The organism is Halomonas alimentaria (assembly GCF_009902005.1).
Taxonomy (GTDB): Bacteria; Pseudomonadota; Gammaproteobacteria; order Pseudomonadales; family Halomonadaceae; genus Halomonas; species Halomonas alimentaria.
In genome coordinates, this window is sequence record NZ_WUTT01000001.1 from 950,087 (window position 1) to 967,875 (window position 17,789).

General features: G+C 66.5%; 16 protein-coding genes. 12 read left to right on the forward strand and 4 right to left on the reverse strand.

Annotation, left to right across the window (positions count from 1 at the left end; all coding sequences use genetic code 11):
* Window positions 1–42 precede the first annotated feature (42 nt).
* The 5 genes from GRB96_RS04560 (at window position 43) to GRB96_RS04580 (ending at window position 5,092) form a co-directional block, all read left to right on the forward strand.
* On the forward strand, window positions 43–846 hold the full coding sequence (locus tag GRB96_RS04560; RefSeq protein WP_161430914.1) for a slipin family protein: 804 nt from the start codon (window positions 43–45) through the stop codon (window positions 844–846).
* Between the two features lie 107 nt (window positions 847–953).
* Window positions 954–1,832: a DMT family transporter gene (locus GRB96_RS04565; RefSeq protein ID WP_161433002.1), complete on the forward strand. Its 879-nt coding sequence runs from the start codon at window positions 954–956 to the stop codon at window positions 1,830–1,832.
* Window positions 1,833–2,153: 321 nt separating this feature from the next.
* Entirely contained in the window at window positions 2,154–3,644 is a 1,491-nt protein-coding gene (locus GRB96_RS04570) for a SulP family inorganic anion transporter (protein WP_161430916.1), read from the forward strand.
* A 63-nt stretch (window positions 3,645–3,707) separates the two neighbouring features.
* Window positions 3,708–4,562, forward strand: coding sequence for a universal stress protein (locus GRB96_RS04575; RefSeq protein WP_161430918.1), 855 nt, complete (start codon window positions 3,708–3,710; stop codon window positions 4,560–4,562).
* Between the two features lie 155 nt (window positions 4,563–4,717).
* The gene (locus GRB96_RS04580; RefSeq protein WP_161430920.1) at window positions 4,718–5,092 is read left to right on the forward strand and encodes a RidA family protein; all 375 of its coding nucleotides are present in this window, start codon (window positions 4,718–4,720) and stop codon (window positions 5,090–5,092) included.
* A gap of 128 nt (window positions 5,093–5,220) precedes the next feature.
* On the opposite strand, the gene GRB96_RS04585 is transcribed toward GRB96_RS04580, so the two are convergent.
* A complete protein-coding gene (locus tag GRB96_RS04585; RefSeq protein WP_161430922.1) occupies window positions 5,221–6,081 on the reverse strand; it encodes a MurR/RpiR family transcriptional regulator in 861 nt (286 codons plus the stop codon).
* A gap of 228 nt (window positions 6,082–6,309) precedes the next feature.
* On the opposite strand from GRB96_RS04585, the gene zwf reads away from it, so the two are divergent.
* The 3 genes from zwf to GRB96_RS04600 all read left to right on the forward strand — a co-directional run bounded on the left by zwf (window position 6,310) and on the right by GRB96_RS04600 (window position 9,267).
* Complete coding sequence (zwf, locus tag GRB96_RS04590) at window positions 6,310–7,803, forward strand: glucose-6-phosphate dehydrogenase (protein ID WP_161430923.1); 1,494 nt, start codon at window positions 6,310–6,312, stop codon at window positions 7,801–7,803.
* 114 nt (window positions 7,804–7,917) lie between these two features.
* Window positions 7,918–8,586 (forward strand): 6-phosphogluconolactonase, encoded by a 669-nt coding sequence (gene pgl, locus GRB96_RS04595; RefSeq protein ID WP_161430925.1) that lies wholly within the window; start codon window positions 7,918–7,920, stop codon window positions 8,584–8,586.
* An 18-nt stretch (window positions 8,587–8,604) separates the two neighbouring features.
* A complete protein-coding gene (locus GRB96_RS04600) occupies window positions 8,605–9,267 on the forward strand; it encodes a bifunctional 4-hydroxy-2-oxoglutarate aldolase/2-dehydro-3-deoxy-phosphogluconate aldolase (protein WP_161430927.1) in 663 nt (220 codons plus the stop codon).
* An 85-nt stretch (window positions 9,268–9,352) separates the two neighbouring features.
* Here GRB96_RS04600 and GRB96_RS04605 read toward each other — a convergent pair whose 3' ends face one another.
* The 3 genes from GRB96_RS04605 to GRB96_RS04615 all read right to left on the reverse strand — a co-directional run bounded on the left by GRB96_RS04605 (window position 9,353) and on the right by GRB96_RS04615 (window position 13,642).
* The gene (locus tag GRB96_RS04605) at window positions 9,353–10,264 is read right to left on the reverse strand and encodes a D-hexose-6-phosphate mutarotase (protein WP_161430929.1); all 912 of its coding nucleotides are present in this window, start codon (window positions 10,262–10,264) and stop codon (window positions 9,353–9,355) included.
* Between the two features lie 78 nt (window positions 10,265–10,342).
* The gene (gene edd / locus GRB96_RS04610) at window positions 10,343–12,220 is read right to left on the reverse strand and encodes a phosphogluconate dehydratase (RefSeq protein WP_240894124.1); all 1,878 of its coding nucleotides are present in this window, start codon (window positions 12,218–12,220) and stop codon (window positions 10,343–10,345) included.
* Window positions 12,221–12,244: 24 nt separating this feature from the next.
* Window positions 12,245–13,642: a coniferyl aldehyde dehydrogenase gene (locus GRB96_RS04615; RefSeq protein ID WP_161430932.1), complete on the reverse strand. Its 1,398-nt coding sequence runs from the start codon at window positions 13,640–13,642 to the stop codon at window positions 12,245–12,247.
* Between the two features lie 111 nt (window positions 13,643–13,753).
* Here GRB96_RS04615 and GRB96_RS04620 point away from each other — a divergent pair, with 111 nt between their 5' ends.
* The 4 genes from GRB96_RS04620 to GRB96_RS04635 all read left to right on the forward strand — a co-directional run bounded on the left by GRB96_RS04620 (window position 13,754) and on the right by GRB96_RS04635 (window position 17,789).
* Window positions 13,754–14,887: a GNAT family N-acetyltransferase gene (locus GRB96_RS04620; RefSeq protein WP_161430934.1), complete on the forward strand. Its 1,134-nt coding sequence runs from the start codon at window positions 13,754–13,756 to the stop codon at window positions 14,885–14,887.
* Between the two features lie 189 nt (window positions 14,888–15,076).
* Window positions 15,077–16,444 carry a sigma-54 interaction domain-containing protein gene (locus GRB96_RS04625; protein ID WP_240894125.1) on the forward strand — a complete coding sequence of 456 codons (1,368 nt, stop codon included), beginning with the start codon at window positions 15,077–15,079 and terminating at the stop codon, window positions 16,442–16,444.
* A 389-nt stretch (window positions 16,445–16,833) separates the two neighbouring features.
* Window positions 16,834–17,217: a hypothetical protein gene (locus tag GRB96_RS04630; RefSeq protein ID WP_161430936.1), complete on the forward strand. Its 384-nt coding sequence runs from the start codon at window positions 16,834–16,836 to the stop codon at window positions 17,215–17,217.
* Window positions 17,208–17,789 (forward strand): hypothetical protein, encoded by a 582-nt coding sequence (locus GRB96_RS04635; protein WP_161430938.1) that lies wholly within the window; start codon window positions 17,208–17,210, stop codon window positions 17,787–17,789. The genes GRB96_RS04630 and GRB96_RS04635 overlap by 10 nt, the downstream gene beginning before the upstream one ends.

Genomic DNA, 17,789 nt, shown 5'->3' on the forward strand with positions numbered 1-17,789 from the left:
GATGGCATCCGCCGTCGCCCGATCGTTCAAGGAGTGGCAACCATGCTGATTTCCTATCTCGTTCCCGTCGTGCTGGTGGTGATGCTGCTGGCAGCGTCGATCCGTATCCTGCCGGAGTACAAGCGCGGCGTGGTCTTCTTCCTGGGGCGCTTCCAGTCGGTGAAGGGGCCGGGACTGATCATCATCATACCCGGCATACAGAAGATGGAAGTGGTGGACCTGCGGGTGGTCACCATGGACGTGCCCGAGCAGGACGTGATCTCCCGTGACAACGTCACCGTGAAGGTCAACGCGGTGCTCTACTTCCGGGTGGTGGATCCCGAGAAGGCGATCATCCAGGTCGAGAACTTCACCCAGGCGACCAGCCAGCTGGCCCAGACCACGCTGCGATCGGTGCTCGGCAAGCATGACCTCGACGAGATGCTCTCCGAGCGCGACAAGCTCAACGACGATATCCAGGAGATCATCGACAGCTCCGCCGAGAGCTGGGGCATCAAGGTGGCCAATGTCGAGATCAAGCACGTCGATCTCGACGAGAGCATGATCCGCGCCATTGCCCGCCAGGCCGAGGCCGAGCGTGAGCGGCGTGCCAAGGTGATCCACGCCGAGGGCGAGCTGCAGGCCTCCCGCAAGCTGGTCGAGGCCGCCAACGTCATGGCCGAGAACTCGGCGGCGCTGCAGCTACGCTACCTGCAGACCATGGGCGACATGAGCAACAAGAACGCTTCCACCATCGTCTTCCCGCTGCCCATGGATATCATGGAGGCCTTCCGCCACCTCAAGGCCTCTCCGGCCGCCCAGGCACGTACGGGAGGCCAGGCGCCTGAGGACGGCAGCGCTTCCTGACCCGCTGATGCCACGGCCGGCTGGCCGTGGCATGCTGAGGGCCCATCGCGATAATCGAGGTTGCCTTGAGCCCCGCTCCCCTTTCTCTCCGCCAGCAGGGTCTGCTGATGACCGGCGGCGGCGCCCTGATCATTTCCCCCGACGCCCTGCTGATCAAGGTGATCGGCCTGCCCGATGCCGAGATCCTGATCTGGCGCGGCCTGCTCACCGCACTCGGTTTCATTGCCATCGTGGTTGCCCGCCATGGGCGAGCGGCGCCGTTGGCCTACCGGCGCTGCGGCTGGACCGGCATCGGCGTGGCCGTGCTCTTCAGTTTCTCCACCTTCGGCTTCGTGCTCGGCAACCAGTACACCCGCGGCGGCAACGTGCTGATGATCCTGGCAGGTGCCCCGCTGATCGCCGCGCTCCTCTCCCGGGTCTTCCTGCACGAGAGACTGCCGCGGCGCACCTGGCTGGCCATCTTCGGCTGTCTGCTGGGTATCGCGCTGATCGCCCTGGATGATGCCGGATCGGGCTCCTGGCTCGGCAATGGCTTCGCCCTGCTGGCGGCCACGGCCCTGGCCGCCAACTTCACCCTGGCGCGCACCCGGCCGGGGGTCGACATGAGCCCCATGCTCACCCTGGCCGGGCTGATCGTGGCGGTCGCCGCGGGGCTCTATGGCCTGCTGGGTCCCGGTGTCGAGTTGCCTTCCGGCCCTTCACTGCTGTGGCTGGTGGTGCTCTGCCTGGTGCTGCTGCCGCTGGGGTTCACCCTGATCCAGCGTGGCCCCCTCTACCTGCCCGCCGCGGAGGTGGGGCTGCTGATGCTGCTGGAGGTCGTGGTGGGCACCCTCTGGGTGTGGTGGCTGCTCGGCGAGCGGCCAGCCCCCGCGGCATTCCTGGGCGGTGCCCTGGTGCTCGGCAGCCTGCTGGCCAAGGGGCTCGTCGACAGGCGGATCGAGCGGCGTCGGCGGGCGCCGGATGCAGCGCAGCACGAGCCCTGCTAGAATGCCGCGCTTCTGTCGCGCCAACCCCTGGATCTTCGTCTGATGAACCCCGAGCACATGATGACTCCCCTGGCAGGGCTGGCCACTCCGCCCTAGCGCACCCCCTCCTATCTCCCGGCGATGCCGCCGTCTTCGGTGCGTCATCGTTCGACATCATCATGATGTCACTTGCGCCCCTGTGCGCCTCACTCTTCGTGATTCACGCCCTCGCCGCCCTCCTTCTGAGGAGACAGCACCCTCCTGACAGGTGCCGGAGAGGGCATGTGGACGACAGGATTTCGACGCCTCACGGCCCATCCATTCCCCTGACTGGACCGCAGCATGTACGAAAAGATGAAACTGAGTTGGTTCTCCAACCTCAAGGGCGACACCCTGGCGGGTATCGTCGTCGCCCTGGCGCTGATACCCGAGGCCATCGCCTTCTCCATCATCGCCGGTGTCGATCCCAAGGTGGGTCTCTACGCCTCCTTCTCCATGGCAGTGATCATCGCCTTCGCCGGTGGTCGACCGGGCATGATCTCGGCGGCCACCGGTGCCATGGCGCTGCTGATGGTGACCCTGGTCAAGGAGCACGGCCTAGAGTACCTGCTGGCGGCCACCCTGCTTACCGGGGTGCTGCAGATTGTTGCGGGGTACCTGAAGCTGGCCGACCTGATGCGCTTCGTGTCGCGGTCGGTGGTCACCGGCTTCGTCAACGCCCTGGCGATCCTGATCTTCATGGCCCAGCTGCCGGAATTGACCGGGGTGACCTGGCATGTCTACGCCATGACCCTGGCCGGCCTGGCGATCATCTATGGCTTCCCCTACCTCCCTGTGGTCGGCAAGTCGCTGCCTTCGCCGCTGGTCTGCATCCTGGTACTCACTGCCGTCTACCTGCTGACCGGCATGGAGATCCGCACGGTCGGCGACATGGGCGAGCTGCCGGACAGCCTGCCGGTGTTCCTGTGGCCCGAGGTGCCGCTCAACCTCGAGACGCTGATGATCATCCTGCCCTACTCGGTGATGCTGGCCGTGGTGGGTCTGCTGGAGTCGATGATGACCGCAACCATCGTTGATGACCTGACTGACACCCAGAGCGACAAGAACCGCGAGTGCAAGGGGCAGGGCCTGGCCAACATGGGTACCGGGTTGCTTGGTGGCATGGCGGGCTGCGCGATGATTGGTCAGTCGGTGATCAACATCAAGTCGGGAGGCCGGACCCGGTTTTCCACCCTCGTTGCCGGCGTGGCGCTGCTGCTGATGGTGGTGTTCCTCTCCGACTGGGTCTCGCAGATTCCCATGGCGGCCCTGGTGGCGGTGATGATCATGGTCTCCATCGGCACCTTCAGCTGGGAGTCGATCCGTGACCTCAAGAAGCACCCGATGAGCACCAACGTCGTCATGCTGGCCACCGTGGCCGTGACCGTGGGCACTCACAACCTGGCTATCGGCGTCTTCGTCGGCGTGCTGCTCGCCGCCATGAACTTCGCCAACAAGGTCGGCAATATCCTTTACATCGGCAGCGATGAGACCGACGAGGGCAGCACGCGGGTCTACACGGTGGTGGGCCAGGTGTTCTTCGCCTCCTCAGAGCGCTTTGGTAACGCCTTCGATTTCAAGGAGACGGTGGAGAAGGTCACCATCGACCTGTCACGCGCCCATTTCTGGGACATCACTGCCGTCCAGGCGCTGGATCGCATCGTGATCAAGTTCCGTCGCGAAGGCACCGAGGTGGAGCTGATCGGTCTCAACGAGGCGAGCGCCACCATCGTCGACCGCTATGCGGTGCATGACGATCCCGAGGTCGTCGAGAAGCTGATGGGCGGGCATTGACGCCCGTCTCGATGAAGGGGAACGTGACACCATGACCCAATACGCCAGTATCAGGACAAGACGATGACCGAACAGGTAATGGCCGCCATCGACGGCTCGAAGTTCTCGGAAGGAGTGTGCGACTACGCCGCCTGGGCCAGCCTGGCACTGGGTGCCCCGCTGACCTTCCTGCACGTGAACGACAACCACCCCCAGACCGCCGAGACCGACCTCTCGGGCAACATCGGCCTGGGCTCCCGGGAGCACCTGCTCGAGGAACTCTCCCAGCTGGAGGAGAGGCGTGCCAAGGTGGCCCAGGAGCAGGGCCGGTTGATGCTCAAGGCGGCCCGAGAGCGCGCGGTCGAGAAAGGGGCGAGCGAAGCCGCCGGCCGCCAGCGCAACGGCACCCTGGTCGAGACCCTCGAGGAGCTGCAGGAGGAGATCCGCCTGCTGGTGGTAGGCAAGCGCGGTGAGACCGCCCACCAGGACAGTGGCCACCTGGGTTCCAACCTGGAGCGGGTGGTGCGCAGCCTGCACCGCCCGATCCTCATGGTGCCCCACGCCTTCAAGGCGCCCGAGAAGGTGATGCTGGCCTTCGACGGTAGCAAGACCACCCGCAAGGGGGTGGAGATGCTGGCGAAGAGTCCGCTGTTCGAGGGCGTGCCGGTGCATGTGGTGATCGTTGGTGCCGAGACCGGCGACAATCGCTCCCAGCTCGACTGGGCACTCAAGACCCTGCGCGACGCCGGTCATGAGGCCGAGGGCGCCATCCGCGCCGGCGAGGTCGAGGCCACCCTGCGCGCCTACCAGGAGGAGCAGCAGATCGACCTGCTGGTGATGGGGGCCTATGGTCACTCGCGCATTCGCCACCTGCTGGTGGGCAGTACCACCACCGCCATGCTGCGCAAGGCCAAGGGGCCGGTGCTGCTGCTGCGCTGATTCAGGTACAGCCACTTCCGCCACGACGCCCCGCTGCCGCCATGGCCGGGGCGTCGTCGTTACTCGCATTCCCGGGGCGGCGCGTCGTATATCGACGCATCCCGGCGAAGCGGAGATAATCGCTGGCGTCTTCCATCCTCATCAGGAGAACGCCCATGACCATCCATCGCCACGACACCAAGGCGCGCATGAGCCGCGCCGTGATCCACAACGGTATCGCCTACCTGTGCGGCCAGGTGGCCGGCCCCGAGGCACGCCACGGCGACATCACTGCCCAGACCGAGAGCATGTTGGCCCGCGTGGATGCCCTGCTCAAGGAGGTCGGTAGCGACCGCGAGAACCTGCTCACCGCCACCATCTACCTCAAGGACGGCCACGACGTCGCCGCCATGAATGCGGTATGGGACGATTGGGTGCCCACAGGTCACGCCCCGGCGCGTACCTGCGTGTGCGCCCCCATGCCCTCTGACGAGCTGAAGGTGGAGGTGACCGTTACCGCCGCCATCAGCGGCCAGGACTACAGCTTCTAGCTTCGCTGGGGGCCGGGCACGGCCCTCTGCGGGCGCCATCTAAACCCCGCCCCGTCGGGTTCCGGCGGGGCGGGGTGGTGCTGGGGCAGCGGTTTGCAGGAGGGGCGGAAGGGACGAGAACCGCGGCGTCAGCCAGTGTTGCCGGGGTAGCGTGTTGCCCTGAGGCTCTCCTTGATCTTCTTGAGGTGGTCGAGGAAGTCCTCTCCGCGACGCAGCGTCACCCCGGTGGCCAGTACGTCGATCAGTGCCAGCTGGATCATCCGCGAGGTCATGGGCATGTAGTAGTCGGTGTCCTCGGGGGTAGCGACCTCCAGGGTCTCGCTGCACTCCCTGGCCAGCGGGGAGTCCGGCGCGGTGATGCCCAGCACCACGGCACCGCTCTCCCGGGCGAGCCTGGCGATATCCACCAACTCGCGAGTGCGCCCGGTCCAGGAGATCACCACCACCACGTCGCCGGTATGGCAGGTGGAGGCCACCATGCGCTGCATCAACACGTCGACGTAGGCGGTTACCGGCAGGTTGAAGCGGAAGAACTTGTGCTGGGCGTCCTGGGCCACGGCGCCCGAGGCGCCCAGCCCGAAGAAGTGGATCTGCTTGGCCTGGATCAGGAAGTCCACCACGCGCTCGATACGCGCGGCGTCGGTCTGGCGTCGCGCGGTGTCCAGGGCGGCAATGGTGGCGCCGAAGATCTTCTGGGTGTAGTCGGCGGCAGTGTCGTCGGGCTCCACCGCCTGGCTGACATAGGGCGTACCCCTGGCCAGGCTCTGGGCCAGCTTGATCTTGAAATCCGGATAGCCCTTGGCGTCGAAGCTGCGACAGAAGCGGTTGACGGTTGGCTCGCTGACCGACGAGGCTTGGGCCAGGGTGGCGATGCTCATGCCGGTAGCGGCGGCGGGGTCGGCCAGGATCACGTCGGCGACCTTGCGTTCGGAGCGATTGAGTTGCTCGAGGCGCTGACGGATGCGGTCGATCAGATCGTGACGGGCCATGTGGGGGAGCGCTCTCCGTGCTGGGGCGGCGTGTTGCCGCGAGGTGGTACCTTGATCGGTAATGTGGTGATTTAACTACATGACGCCGTCTATCCTAGCTTGTGACGGCGCGCAGCGGCCACAGGGTGTGCCACGGCATCTCAATATAATGTAAGTTTACAGTTATTGATTGAAAAGACTTCTGGGCTATGGATAGTTTTTTAGTAAGTTAACGCAAGGGAGGCGGAGATGCGCCAACGTAACCGAAGTGGCCAGGCAGGCAGCACGGAGGTCGATCTGGTGCTGTTCGGCGCCCTCGGCGACCTGGCCCAGCGCAAGCTTTTCCCGGCGCTCTATCACCTGGAGCGCGAGGGGCTGCTGGATCCCGCCACCCGCCTGCTCGGCCTGGCCCGCCAGGGGCACGACCTGGACGGCTTTCGCTGCCGAGTGGAGAAGTCGCTCGAGGCCCGCGTCAAGACCCAGGAACTCGACCGTGAGACGCTGGCTCGCTTCCTGGCCCGCCTCGACTTTCTCCCGCTCGACTTCACCTGTCCCGAAGGCTATGGCGCCATCCGCGAATGGCGCCGACACGCCAGTCGACCCATGGTGGTCTATCTATCGGTGGCGGCCAGGATCTACGGCGACATCTGTCGCCATCTCGACACCTCTGGCTGCCTCGACGACACATCGCGGGTGGTGGTGGAGAAGCCGATCGGCTATGACCTCGCCTCCTCGGCCGGGATCAACGACGCCATCGCCGCCGCCTTCCCCGAATCGCGCGTCTATCGCATCGACCACTACCTGGGCAAGGAGACGGTGCAGAACCTGATCGCACTGCGCTTCGCCAACCCGCTGTTCGGTACCCAGTGGAACCAGAACCATATCTCCCACGTGGAGATCACCGTGGCCGAGGAGGTGGGGATCGAGGGGCGCTGGGGCTACTTCGATGACGCCGGGCAGCTGCGCGACATGGTGCAGAACCACCTCCTGCAGCTGGTCTGCCTGATCGCCATGGACCCGCCCGCCAACCTCGACGCCGACGCCATCCGCGATGAGAAGGTCAAGGTGCTCAAGGCGCTCAAGCCATTTACCGACGATATGCTGGGGCGCGACGTGGTGCGTGGTCAGTACACCGCCGGCTCCATCGATGGCAAGGCGGTGCCGGGCTATCTGGAGGAGGAGGGCGCCAACACCAAGAGTCACACCGAGTCCTTCGTGGCCATGAAGACCGGCGTGGCCAACTGGCGCTGGGCCGGGGTGCCCTTCTATCTGCGCACCGGCAAGCGCATGCCGGAGAAGCTCTCGCAGATCGTCATCCATTTTCGCCAGCAGCCTCACTACATCTTCGACCCCGACCAGCGCGACCTGGCCGCCAACAAGCTGGTGATCCGCCTGCAGCCGGAGGAGGGCATCGCGCTGGAGGTACTGACCAAGGACAGCGGCCTGGACAAGGGCATGCGCCTGCGCCGGGGCCCGCTGCACCTGGACTTCAACAGCGCCTTCCCCAAGACCCGCATTCCCGACGCCTACGAGCGCCTGCTGCTCGAGGTGATGAAGGGGCAGCAGTACCTCTTCGTGCGCCGCGACGAGGTGGAGCACGCCTGGCAGTGGTGCGATAACCTGATTGCCGCCTGGGAGGAGCATGACGAGCCGCCGCGCCGCTACCCCGCGGGCTCCTGGGGGCCGGTCGCCTCCATCGCCATGATTACCCAGGACGGACGAAGCTGGTATGAGGATTACTAGCGAGCGTCAGGAGCGCCGCGACGAGGCCGGAAACGGCAAGGGGCTGGCTTCGTCGGGAGCTGCAGGAGCGCGATTTGTCGCGCGATTCTGGAAGGTCTCCAGGGAGTAAACCATATGAGCGAGCTGTGTCGAAAGCGCCTGGCTACCCAGCTGGCCGAGGCGGTGGCCGCGGCGCTGCGTGCCGACCTGGCCAGCCACGAGCGGGCACTGCTGGTGGTATCCGGGGGCGCGACGCCGGTGCCCTTCTTCCAGGCCCTGGCGGAGCGTGATCTGCCCTGGGAGCGCGTCCAGGTGACCCTCGCCGACGAGCGCTGGGTGCCCGAGGATTCCGCCGAAAGCAACGCCCGCCTGGTGCGCGAGCATCTGCTCCAGGGCCCCGCTGCCGCCGCCACCTTCGTGCCGCTGACCACGGCCGACCCCACTCCCGAGCAGGGGGCGGCCGCCGTGGCCGAGCGCCTCGAGCCCCTGGCCTGGCCGGCCAGCGCCGTGATCCTCGGCATGGGCGGCGACGGCCACACCGCCTCGCTGTTCCCCGACAGCCGCGAGCTCGCCCTGGCGCTGACCACCGAGGCCGCGGCGGTGGCGGTACGCACGCCGAGCCAGCCCCAACCACGTATTACCCTCTCCGCCGACCGCCTGCACCAGGCGCGGCGGCACTTCCTGCATATCACCGGCGGCGACAAGCGCGCCGTGCTGGCCCAGGCACTGGCGGGCGACGACGTTCGCGAGTTGCCGATCCGCGCCTTCCTCGCCTGTCCGCTGGCCACCTACTGGGCCCCCTGATCTCACGGAGAGATATCAATGACCATCGACAAGCAGCTGCCCTCGACCCGCACCACCGAACTGGACAGCATCTGCCTCAAGGCCGAGGTGATTCCGGTGCTGACCATCCAGCGCCTCGAGGATGCCGTGCCCCTGGCCCGTGCCCTCGTCGAGGGCGGCCTGACCGTGCTGGAGGTCACCCTGCGCACCGACTGTGCCCTGGAGGCGATTCAGCGCATCAAGGAGGCGCTGCCCCAGGCCAGCATCGGCGTGGGCACGGTGCTCACCCCGGCCCAGTATCGCCAGGCAGAGGAGGTGGGTGCCGACTTCGTGGTGACACCCGGCACCACCGAGGCGCTCTACCGCTACGGCGTAAGCAGCCCGGTACCGATGCTGCCCGGCGTGTCCACCGTCTCCGAGCTGATGGCCGGTTGGCAGTACGGCTACCGCCGCTTCAAGTTCTTTCCCGCCGAGGCCAGCGGCGGCGTCAAGGCCCTCAAGGCCTTCGCCGGCCCGCTGTCCGAGGCGCGCTTCTGTCCCACCGGCGGCATCACCCTGGAGAACGCCGAGGTCTACCTGGCGATCAAGAATGTGATGTGCGTGGCTGGCTCCTGGCTGACCCCGGCATCGCTGGTCGAGGCAGAGGACTGGCATGGCATCCACCAGCTGGCCCGTGAGGTGGCCCAGCGCTACCACCACTAGGGGCGAGGCACCGAGGGCCCCGAGCCATCGGCTCTGTGTCGAGCCGCAAGTGAACTGACCCCCAATAGTTGGCCGGACAGTCGCCTTACCCCCGCGAGAGTGTGGTGCCCAGCAGGTGCTGGGCACCGGGCACCAGCCATACCGGGTCGAGACGGGTGTTGGCGGCTTCCACGCAGAGGAAGCGGCGGGCGACCTCGCCGGGGGTGTCCGCGGGGAGGGTCTCGCCGGGGTGCCAGACCACCGCGGAGTCGCTGCCCTGGCGCGCGATCCGCAGGCGGCGCTCACCATCGTCCAGCACCAGCTCGGCATTGCTGTGGTAGATCCGGTCGATGCCGCCGCGCACCCCCAGCTCGCCCTGCTGTTCGCCCTCGGCGAAACCGGCCAGCTTGTCCAAGTAGCGGGTGCCGGGGAGCCCTTCCAGGCGGCAGACGAAGGTATCGGCCACCGCCAGGTAGGTGTGCAGGGCACCGCTCATCTTCACCGGGGTCTCGCCGGTGTGTTCGGTGATCAGCTCCACGTGCAGGCGGTTGGCATTGGCCTGAACCACCAGACGGGGGGCGAGCTGTTGATGCAGGCGCTGCTCGGGGGAGAGATGCAGCTCCACGCCTTCCTCGTGCTCATCCACGGCGTCCAGGCGCCACTGGGCCTGGCGCGCGGTGCCGTGGAAGGGGCCGCTGTGGTCCTCCGACTCATCGGCATAGCGGTCATCGGCAAACCACGGCCAGCACAGCGGGATGCCGCCGCGGATCGTGCCGGGCAGCGCCTGGGGCGTGGGCGTCACCCACAGCCAGCCGCTGCTGCCATCGCCTGCTGGGCGAGAGCCCTCAGCGGTCGCGGCGTCGGGCGACGGAAGATAGTGAAGGAGTTGACCTCCCTGCAGCGAAAGGGCGAGCTCACCCCAGGCCTCGTTGGCCAGCCAGACCTCACGGCCGGCCCATTCGGCGCGGCGCTGGCCGGTGGTCTCGTCGAGCAGGGTTCTGAGCGAAGCGGGGATCATGGGGCCTCCGGGTTGTGATGCCGACATCGTCGTGGCGGAAAAGCAATCGCGCAGCCTAGCACGACGGCGCGGCTTATCTCAGGCATCTTCTGCATGGATCTGCCCGGCCTGGCGGGCCAGGTCGTCGGCCTCGAAGCCGCCGAATACCGAGGCGCCCAGGTCGGCGGCGCTGGCCAGGTGGCGGAAGCCGCCGAACAGCTCGCGGCCCAGGCCAACGTGGTGGGGGGCCAGTTCGGCGACATGGCACTCGCGCTCGGCCCAGGTGTGGGCGTCCACCTTCGCCTCGAGGGTGCCGGAGTTGGCATCCAGGCGCACGATGTCGCCATCCTTGAGCTTTGCCAGCGGGCCTCCGTCCAGTGCCTCGGGGCTGATATGGATGGCCGCCGGCACCTTGCCGGAGGCGCCGGACATGCGCCCGTCGGTGACCAGTGCCACCTTGTGGCCGCGGTCCTGGAGTACGCCCAGGTAGGGCGTCAGCTTGTGCAGCTCCGGCATGCCGTTGGCCTTGGGGCCCTGGAAGCGCACCACGGTGATCACGTCGCGGTCCAGCTCGCCGGCCTCGAAGGCCGCCTTGAGCGCGTTCTGGTCCTCGAAGATCCTGACCGGGGCCTCCACCACGCGGTGCTCCTCGGCCACCGCCGAGACCTTGATCACACCGCGACCCAGGTTGCCGTCCACCACGGTGAGCCCCCCCGTGGCGGCGAAGGGCGTTGCCACGCCACGCAGCACCTCCTCGTCGAGGCTCTTCTCGGGGCCCTCGCGCCAGGTGAGCTTGCCGTCCTCGAGGAAGGGTTCCCGGGTGTAGGCGGTGAGGTCGGTGCCGAACACCGTGGGGATGTCGCCATGGATCAGCCCCGCGGCGAGCAGCTCGCGGAACAGGAAGCTCATGCCGCCGGCGGCCTGGAAGTGATTGATGTCGGCCTGGCCGTTGGGATAGACCTGCATCAGGCTTGGCGTGATCGCGGAGAGGTCGGTGAAGTCCTCCCAGGTGATGGTGATGCCGGCGGCGGCGGCCATGGCCACCAGGTGCAGGGTGTGGTTGGTGGAGCCGCCGGAGGCGAGCAGGCCGACGATGGCGTTGACGATGGCGCGCTCGTCGACCTGCTTGTAGAAGGGGCGGTAGTCGCCGCCGGGCTCGCTGTTGCGGACCGCCTGCTCGGTGGCGAAGCGGGTCAGCGCCTCGCGCATTTCGGTGCCCGGGTTGACGAAGGAGGTGCCCGGCAGGTGCAGGCCCATCATCTCCATCATCAGCTGGTTGGAGTTGGCGGTGCCGTAGAAGGTGCAGGTCCCCGGGCTGTGGTAGGACTGCGACTCCGCCTCGAGCAGCTCCTCGCGGCTCGCCTTGCCCTCGGCGAACAGCTGGCGAATACGCGCCTTCTCCTTGTTGGGCAGCCCGCTGGGCATGGGGCCGGCCGGCACGAACATCGCCGGCAAATGGCCGAAGCGCGCCGCGGCGATAAACAGCCCCGGCACGATCTTGTCGCACACGCCCAGGTAGAGTGCGGCGTCGAACATGTTGTGGGAGAGGCCTACGGCGGCGGCCATGGCGATGACGTCGCGGGAGAACAGCGACAGCTCCATGCCCGGCTGGCCCTGGGTGACGCCATCGCACATGGCCGGCACTCCCCCGGCGAACTGGGCGGTGGAGCCCATGGCGCGGGCGGCGGCCTTGATGGTCTCCGGGAAGGTCGCAAGCGGCTGGTGGGCCGAGAGCATGTCGTTGTAGGCGGAGATGATGCCGAGGTTGGCGCTGTTCATCAGCTTCAGCGCGTTCTTGTCCGTCTCGCCACAGGCGGCGAAGCCGTGGGCCAGGTTGCCACAGGAGAGCTCGCCGCGGTGTACGCCGCGGCGGTGCTGGTCGGCCATGCGGGCCTCGTAGAGGATGCGGCGCTCGGCGGAGCGCTCGCGGATGCGACGGGTGATGTCGGCGACGGTGGGATCGAGCGAGGGCAGCATGTCGAGCTCCATTGGGTTGGTGCGCTAGAGGCCCAGCAGCCTGAGCAGCCAGCGCCGATAGGGAGGATTGAGCCAGCCTACCGGGCTGCGTGGTGACTGGAGGAAGACGGCGCGGGCATGGCTGAATCGCCGAAAGCCCGCCTCGCCCTGGTAGCTGCCGATACCGCTCTCGCCTACGCCGCCGAAGGGCAGGGCGGGTACGGCGTTGTGCCACAGGGTGTCATTGAACACCACGCCGCCGGAGTGGGTCTCCTCGAGCAGCCGGCGGCGCAGGTCACTGTCGTCGGTAAAGGCATAGAGCGCCAATGGGCGGGGAGCGCGCTGGACACGGGCAATGGCGTTATCCATATCAGGCACCCCGATCACCGACAGCCAGGGACCGAAGACCTCCTCACGCATGATGGCCAGGTTCTCGGTGGGGTCGACCACCAGGGTTGGCGGCAGCTTGACGCCGCCATCGGCCAGCTCGAGTCTCTCGCCGAGTTCGATCACCCGGCAGCCATGGTTCCGGGCCTCGTAGAGCATGCTCTCGAGTCGCGCGCGATGTTCGGCACCCGGCACCGAACTGTAGTCGCGGCTGGCGGTGCCCTCGGGGTAGAAGCGTGACACCTGGTGCTGCATCGCCTTGAGGAACCCCTCCAGCTGAGGGGCCTCCACCAGCACGTAGTCGGGGGCGATGCAGGTGCGGCCGGCGTTGAGCCACTTGCCGAAGGCGATGCGCTCGGCAGCCTTCTCCAGATCGGCATCGCCGGCTATCAGGACCGGGGTCTTGCCGCCTAGTTCGAGGGTGATCGGTGTCAGGTTGGCCGCCGCGGCGCGCGCCACCTCGCGACCGATGGCGGCGCTGCCGGTGAACAGCAGGTGGTCGAAGGGCAGGGCGGCGAAGGCGCGGGCCACCTCGGAATCACCCTCCATCACGCAGAGCTCCTCCGGGGCGAAGTAGCGAGCCGCCAGGCGAGCCATCAGCACCGAGGTGGCCGGGGTCTGCTCGCTGGGCTTGATCATCACCCGGTTGCCGGCGGCCAGGGCATCGATGGCGGGCAGCCAGGCGAGGCTCCAGGGATAGTTGGAGGGGGAGATGATGCCCACCACCCCCAGCGGCTGGGTGTGCACCCGGGCACGGGCCGGCTGCAGTCGCCAGCCGACCGGCTGACGGCTGGGTCGCATCCAGCGGCGCAGCCGGCGGCGGGCGAAGCCTGCGCCCTGGAGTATGGTGGCCACCTCGGCCAGGCGGGTCTCCACCTCGGCCCGCTGGCCGAAGTCGGTGCTGATGGCTTCGGCGATCTCGTCGCGGTGGCGGCGGGTCAGGGTGGCCAGGCGCGTCAGTCGATCACGGCGGGTGGCAAGGCTCGGATAGGGCTCCGCAGTGAAGGCGCGGCGCTGGGCGTCGAGCTGGACCTGGAGATCACGGGCATGACTCATGCTGGGATCCTGTTCACGGTGATGGAAGGTCGGTCGGGGTCTGGGCACAATGGTGGCGCCATCTCGCCGCCAGGGAAAGGTGCCAGGACGCCCCGTGAATGGAGTGATCGCATGTCCATGCTGAAGCGTCAGACTATACCCGCCATGGAGGCGGTCTCCGCCACCGACTGGAATGCCCTGGTCGGTGATGATTATCCGTTCCTGCGCCACGAGTTCCTGCATGCCCTGGAGGCCAGTGGCTCGGTGGGGCCGCCTACCGGCTGGGTGCCGCGCCACCAGACCCTGTGGCAGGGCGAATCGCTGGTCGGCGTCATGCCGCTGTATCACAAGCACCACTCCTTCGGCGAATACGTCTTCGACTGGGCCTGGGCCGATGCCTGGGAGCGCGCCGGTGGACGTTACTATCCCAAGGCGCTGACGGCGATTCCCTACACGCCGGCGCCGGGCCCGCGCCTGGCCCTGGCGCCGGGGGTCGATCCGCGCGCGGCTCGCGAGGTGCTGGCCGACGCCTGGGAGATGGGCAACCTCTCGAGCTGGCACCTGCTGTTTGCCGAGGAGGACGAGGTGGCCGGGTGGCAGGCGGCTCGCCCGGAGCTGCTGGCGCGCCACGGGGTGCAGTTCCAGTGGCGCGATCGCGGCTATGGTGACTTCACGGGCTTCCTGGCTGCCATGAACTCCAAGCGCCGCAAGGCGATCCGCCGCGAACGACGAATCGTTGCCGACCAGGGACTCACCCTGCACCGCCTTGAGGGCGAGGCGGTCGACGCCGCGGCCCTCGAGCACTTCTATCGCTGCTACGAGATCACCTACCTGGAGCGCGGACGCCACGGCTACCTGAACCTCGAGTTCTTCCGGCGCCTGCGCGCCAGCCTGCCGGAAGCGCTCTTGCTGGTGCAGGCGCGCCTCGACGGCAAACCGGTGGCGGCGGCACTCTGCCTGCAGGGCACGCGTACCCTCTACGGGCGCTACTGGGGCAGCGAGGTGGTCGCCGACTGCCTGCACTTCGAGGCCTGCTACTACCAGGGCATCGAGCACTGCCTCGAACGCGGCCTCACCGCCTTCGACCCCGGGACCCAGGGCGAGCACAAGCTGACCCGCGGGTTCGAGCCGCGGCTGCTGACCTCGCTGCATCATATTGCCGACCCACGCCTGCGCGACGCCGTGGCGCGCTTTTGTGCCGAAGAGCGTGTCCAGGTGCGCGCCTACTGCCGGGATGCCGAGCAGGCGCTGCCGTTCAGGACTTGAATCGCTGCAAGGCACAGTAGCGAAGCAGAACTGTGCCGCATTGCTATACTTCTGGCGTTGCGGCGGGTGGACTAAGGGTTGTTGATCCGTTTGCACAAGGTTGCGTAGCGGGCATGTTCTGCTACGTGTTGCCTTTTGTCCCAGGAAGCTTGCCCGGCCAGGTAATGCCGGCAGGAAGGATGCGTAACAATGGATATGTTGCAGCAACGCTGCTGGATGGTCGCTCAGCGGGCACCGGTCCAGAAGCGGATGGAGCAGGAACTGGGTCGGCTTGGATGGGAGGTGAATGGCCTGGCTCCTCCCTATTCGGTGGAAGAGGTGCGTCAGCAGGCGTGTCATGCGGGGGTGGTTCACTTCCCGGATCTCTCCAGGCAGGGGCTCCGGCACGTCGAGTCGCTGATCATCTCTTCCGGAATCCCCTGTGTGGGGGTCATCTCTCCGGATTGCCTGGATGACGATGAGGTGCGCAACGTCATCGCCAACCTCTGTCACGGCTTTGTGGTCGAGCCCCATGAACTGGAAAACCTGGACTGCCTGCTGCGCCATGCCGCCCGGCTCGGCAAGCTCCAGAAGGAGGTGGCGGATGGCCCGTGCAACGGCGAAGTAGGGGAGACCTCACCCGGCGAGTACGAAATGGTGGGGTCGACGCCTGCGATGTGGAAACTCTTCAAGACCATCCGCAAGGTGGCGGCGGTGGATGCTTCGGTATGCATCAGCGGCGAGTCCGGCACGGGCAAGGAGCTGACCGCCCAGGCAATCCATGAGCGCTCCCAGCGCGCCAAGCAGCCCTTCCATGCGATCAACTGCGGTGCCTTGCCCGACCACCTGATCCAGTCGGAGCTCTTCGGCCACGAGAAGGGGGCCTTTACCGGTGCGGTACAGCGAAAGATCGGCAGGATCGAGGCCGCGGATGGCGGCACCCTGTTCCTGGACGAGATCGGTGACCTGCCACTGGAGCTGCAGGTCAACCTGCTGCGCTTCCTCGAGACCCGGCGCATCCAGCGGGTCGGGGGGCTAGAGGAGATACCGGTGGATGTGCGAATCCTCGCCGCCACCCACGTGGATCTCGAACGGGCCGTGGCCGAGCAGCGGTTCCGGGAAGACCTCTTTCATCGGCTGAATGTGCTGCAGGTCAAGGTGCCCCCGCTGCGGGAGCATCCCGAGGATATCGAGATACTGGCGCGCTACTTCTTCGAACGGTTCAGCCATGAGAAACCCAGCCAGTTGAAGGGCTTCTCCAGCGAGGCCCTGCTGGTGATGCGTCAGTATCGCTGGCCAGGCAACGTCAGGGAGCTGATCAACCGGGTACGACGCGCCATGGTCATGTGTGACAACCGCCTCATCCAGCCGGATGACCTGGGCATCGAGCGGCGTAGCCTGCCTCGCTGCACGATGACCCTGGATCAGGCACGCGATGCGGCTGAGCGCGATATCCTGCTGGCGGCACTCGGCCGTAACCACAACCAAGTACAGCCGACCTCCAAGGAACTCGGGGTCTCCCGCGTCACCATTTATCGGCTGATGGAAAAGCACGGCATCGCCCGAAAGCTGGCCTGAGGCTCCCCACGCCTCTTCCAGAACGCCGCCCTCCCTTTCCGCTAACGCCTTTCCTTCCTGCATCCACGCCTCACCAGGCGTGGATTTTTTCTTCCTGCCGGTTTGGTGGCTGATGCATCAGCGCTGTTACATTCGAGGAAAAATCAATAACTTTCTGATTTATAAAGATTATTATCGGGATTCCTGGATATCTTGTCGCCCAATACTCCGAACGTGTTACGCAATCTTAACACTTTGCAATATTCGCTTTTACTTTAACTTATTGAAGTTAAAGGTTTTCACATGTTGGCACGAGGATTGCTGTAACAAGGGCAAGAGCAAGGAAAAGATCAAGAACTACGACGTTGTAAGTGACCCGATGATGGGACGTGTTTCACGGAGAGCCTGAGATGAACGTGATCCAGTCAGCCAACCGCAGACAGAGCGCATCAGGGCGTTGCACGCACCTGCTGTCGGCTGGCATCGGCGCGCTCTTCCTGGTGACGGCCCATCAGGCCGCGGCGGATGAAGCCGAGGCCGCTCTGGAACTGGCGCTGTTTGGCGACCAGGTGGTCGAGCTGCTGGAGGATGCAAGCCTGGCCGGAATTCGCGGCAAGTACGTGGAGCGCCGTGACGAGCTCGTGGACACCGTGATCCTGTGGGATGAGCGTCCCGGCGGCTCCGGTCAGGGCGGAAATGGTGCCGGTGGTCCGAGCGGCAACAGTGCCCAGGGGTTCAACAATCACCAGGCCACCAGGGTCACCACGCAGAGGAGTCAGTCGTCATGGCGGTAACCAGGCAAACGGCAACCACGCAAAGGACTACACCGGTAGTCGTGATGGGGGTACGGGGAAGGCAGTGCCGGCTTCTGAGAACGACGCTGGTCGCTGCGATCGCGGCAGGGGTGATGGCCCACGCCTCGCTGAGCATCGCCGCCGACGCCTCGACCCAACACAGGCTTAACCCCGGTGTCAGGCCCGGCGATATCGTCATCATGCGGGAGGTGGAGCCGACCCACATTCGCTCGGTCGATCGTTATGCCGGCCCCATTACCTCGCGGGCCAATGTTCGCGACGCCGGCATGGAGATGCAGCGCAGGCTGGTGAGCGGCGGCGTCGTTGCGCTCTCGGATGATCGGGCGGCAGGGGTTCGCAGCACAGCGGTGTCCACGGCCGGCGTGGCCCTGCGCCATACCGAACTGCTGCGCACCGGTCTGGAGGGCGTCGAGGTCGGCTCGCGTCGTGCCGCCAGCCCCCTGGGCGGCGGCAGCGCCAGCGGGGGAGTCGCCGGGCGTGTGACCTCGGCCACCGCCGGCATCGCGGGCAGTGTCAATCGCGCACTCGCACCTCTGACAGGGCGGAACTAA

Bases quoted from the DNA above. Each gene is read 5' to 3' on its own strand.
- GRB96_RS04605 (WP_161430929.1), bottom strand. From the start codon at position 10,264: ATGATCCCCGCTTCGCTCAGAACCCTGCTCGACGAGACCACCGGCCAG.
- GRB96_RS04580 (WP_161430920.1), top strand. From the start codon at position 4,718: ATGACCATCCATCGCCACGACACCAAGGCGCGCATGAGCCGCGCCGTG.
- GRB96_RS04565 (WP_161433002.1), top strand. From the start codon at position 954: ATGACCGGCGGCGGCGCCCTGATCATTTCCCCCGACGCCCTGCTGATC.
- edd (WP_240894124.1), bottom strand. From the start codon at position 12,220: ATGCTGCCCTCGCTCGATCCCACCGTCGCCGACATCACCCGTCGCATC.
- GRB96_RS04560 (WP_161430914.1), top strand. From the start codon at position 43: ATGCTGATTTCCTATCTCGTTCCCGTCGTGCTGGTGGTGATGCTGCTG.
- GRB96_RS04600 (WP_161430927.1), top strand. From the start codon at position 8,605: ATGACCATCGACAAGCAGCTGCCCTCGACCCGCACCACCGAACTGGAC.
- GRB96_RS04630 (WP_161430936.1), top strand. From the start codon at position 16,834: ATGAACGTGATCCAGTCAGCCAACCGCAGACAGAGCGCATCAGGGCGT.
- GRB96_RS04585 (WP_161430922.1), bottom strand. From the start codon at position 6,081: ATGGCCCGTCACGATCTGATCGACCGCATCCGTCAGCGCCTCGAGCAA.
- GRB96_RS04620 (WP_161430934.1), top strand. From the start codon at position 13,754: ATGTCCATGCTGAAGCGTCAGACTATACCCGCCATGGAGGCGGTCTCC.
- GRB96_RS04570 (WP_161430916.1), top strand. From the start codon at position 2,154: ATGTACGAAAAGATGAAACTGAGTTGGTTCTCCAACCTCAAGGGCGAC.
- GRB96_RS04625 (WP_240894125.1), top strand. From the start codon at position 15,077: ATGGATATGTTGCAGCAACGCTGCTGGATGGTCGCTCAGCGGGCACCG.
- GRB96_RS04615 (WP_161430932.1), bottom strand. From the start codon at position 13,642: ATGAGTCATGCCCGTGATCTCCAGGTCCAGCTCGACGCCCAGCGCCGC.
- zwf (WP_161430923.1), top strand. From the start codon at position 6,310: ATGCGCCAACGTAACCGAAGTGGCCAGGCAGGCAGCACGGAGGTCGAT.
- GRB96_RS04635 (WP_161430938.1), top strand. From the start codon at position 17,208: ATGGCGGTAACCAGGCAAACGGCAACCACGCAAAGGACTACACCGGTA.
- GRB96_RS04575 (WP_161430918.1), top strand. From the start codon at position 3,708: ATGACCGAACAGGTAATGGCCGCCATCGACGGCTCGAAGTTCTCGGAA.
- pgl (WP_161430925.1), top strand. From the start codon at position 7,918: ATGAGCGAGCTGTGTCGAAAGCGCCTGGCTACCCAGCTGGCCGAGGCG.